We start from the raw sequence: 2,391 nt of genomic DNA, 5'->3' as shown, positions 1-2,391 counted from the left end.
GCGCTGACACGTGCCCCATTTCCTATTCCGCATTCACTCAGCACAGTCCCCGCATGACCCGCGGACGATTTGCCCCCAGCCCGACCGGCGCGCTGCACGTCGGCAATGCGCGGACGGCGCTGATCGCGTGGCTTCATGCCCGCGCCACCGGCGGCGCCTTCGTAATGCGCGTGGAAGACCTGGACTTCGGACGCGTGCGGCCCGGGTTCATGGAGCGGCAGCTGGACGAGCTGCGCTGGCTGGGGCTGGATTGGGAGGAGGGACCCGACGTCGGCGGGCCGCATGCGCCGTACATCCAGTCGCAGCGGCAGGAGCGCTACGAGGCCGCGCTCCGCCGCCTGGCCGAGCTGGGGCTGCTGTTCGAGTGCTCCTGCTCGCGGCGCGACATCGCCGCGGCGGCCAGCGCGCCGCACGTGGGCGAAGAGGGGCCGCGCTACTCCGGCACCTGCCGTCCGCGCCTCGTCGATCCCACCGTCCCCTCGCTGACCACGCACGGCCGATCGCTCTTCGCCCTGCGGATGCGCGCCGACCCGGGAGTGGTGGAGTTCGACGACCTGCTGATGGGGCGCTGCGCCTTCGATCCCGCCGCGGAGGGCGATTTCGTCGTGCGGCGAAAGGATGGCGTGGCGGGCTATCAGGTGGCCGTCGTGGTGGACGATGGGGCGATGGGCATCACCCACGTCGTGCGCGGTGCGGACCTCCTGTCGTCCACGGCGCGGCAGATCCTGCTCTACCGCGCGCTCGATCTTCCGATCCCCGACTTCCTGCACGTTCCGCTGATGCTGGGGGAAGACGGCGAGCGGCTGGCGAAGCGACACGGCGCCGTGTCGCTCGGTGAGCTGCGGGACGCGGGGGTGCCTCCCGATGCGGTCATCGGCTGGCTCGCTTCCACCTGCGGCCTCGTGGAGCCAGGCGAGCGCATCTCCGCCCGGGGCTTGGTACCACGCTTTGAGGTTGCGCGGCTCCCGCGGGAGCCGACAATCGTGACCGCAGCGGACCTGGAGCGGCTGCGGGTGCGGTGAGGAGCTGGATTCAGGCAGGAACTTCGATCGGGGTTCGATTGGCGGCCGCGCATGCCGCGGGTGGCCCCTCCCCCGGCCCCTCCCCGCACGCTGCGCATGCGGAGAGGGGAGAATTCGTGTGCGCTGCGATCGGATAGGCGCACCCGGCTGGGACGGCGGGCGAGGAACGGTGCGCTTCGGGGAACCCGGCGCATGCCCTTGGCAGCCCCCTCCCCCCGGCCCCCGTCCCCCGCTGCGCAGGGGAGGGGGAGACCTGAACTGCGCCTCTGCAGACTTCGCGCACTCGACTGCGCATGCAGTCCGCGCAGGCGGACTTCGTGACGTTCCAGCCGCGGTTTCAACCGCCGCACGAGGGCGGGGCCTCCATGCTCGCCTTCCCACCGAATTCCCCGAAGTGTACCCCCTCTCCCACGCTGTTTGTGGGAGAGGGTGACACGCGTGTCAGCGCGGCCGGGTGAGGGCCCCACGGCCACCGAGGCCTCGGCTACAGTGACCGCTGCCGCGCCCGGCCTGGTACTGTCCGCTGCTAGATCCTTCGGCCCGCGTAGCGTATGCTGCGGGCGAGTTTGGTGCGCCTGGGCCTCAGGATGACAAGGTATGGGGACGCAAGGACTTATGCGTGACGCACCACACTGGCTCCCTTCCCCCGCGCCATTTGCGGGGGAAGGGCTGGGGATGGGGGGTGCCCGCCGACGCACCGCGCCTGCCCGGACGCACCCGATTCTGAAGTTTCTCCCCCTCCCGGCCCGGTTTGCCGTGCGCAGGAAAAGGCGCGTCCGCGTCCCAATCGGCGCGCTACTATTCCGCAACACGTGGGCTCGCACTATTTTGGGCGTAATCACCCGAAACTTCCCCCTCCCGAAGAAGCCTTCCATCCCATTCTTCGGGACCCCCCAGGAGGAAAACCTGATGAGATTCGGTGTGCTCGCCCTCGCCGGCCTGCTCGCGCTCCCCGCGGCAGCCGGCGCCCAGACCGGCGGCTTCGAAGCCCAGCCGCCCACCAACCTGGTGCCCGTCACCAGGTTCGCCATCACCCCGTGGCTCGGCTTCCGCATTCCGTATGGCACCGGCGGCGGCCACGTCTTCGCCACCGCCGCCGAAGAGCAGTTCGAGGTCGCCGAGGCGCGCGGCGGCGGCTGGGCGCTCGGCCTTACCGGCGAGGCCCAGGTCCGGGGCCCGCTGAGTGTCGTAGCCGCCGTGGGCTACAGCGCCGCGAGCGAGGACGAGGTTCGCTTCACCGGGCGCGACAGCCTTGAGTTCGGCTACCAGATCGACGGGCCAGAGGTCATGTTCGTCAAGGCCGGGGTGCAGTACCGCCTTCCCGACCCCGTGCCCGACGAGCGGCGCTTTCACCCCGCGGCGTTCGTCA

Annotated in this window: 2 protein-coding genes; both read left to right on the top strand. The window is 70.6% G+C overall.

Annotated features, from left to right (window positions below):
* Positions 1-53 precede the first annotated feature (53 nt).
* Positions 54-1,022, top strand: coding sequence for a tRNA glutamyl-Q(34) synthetase GluQRS (gene gluQRS / locus VIB55_RS09330; RefSeq protein WP_331876378.1), 969 nt, complete (start codon positions 54-56; stop codon positions 1,020-1,022).
* A 909-nt stretch (positions 1,023-1,931) separates the two neighbouring features.
* Positions 1,932-2,391, top strand: a 460-nt coding sequence (locus VIB55_RS09325) for a hypothetical protein (protein WP_331876377.1), incomplete at its 3' end; no start/stop codon positions are given.

Origin of the sequence: Longimicrobium sp., from assembly GCF_036554565.1 — a bacterium.
Lineage (GTDB): Bacteria > Gemmatimonadota > Gemmatimonadetes > Longimicrobiales > Longimicrobiaceae > Longimicrobium.
Note: the sequence above shows the minus strand (reverse complement) of the source record. Positions and strands in the feature narration are given on the sequence as shown.

Excerpts from the sequence above, each read along its gene's own strand:
- gluQRS (WP_331876378.1), top strand. The coding sequence starts at position 54 with ATGACCCGCGGACGATTTGCCCCCAGCCCGACCGGCGCGCTGCACGTC.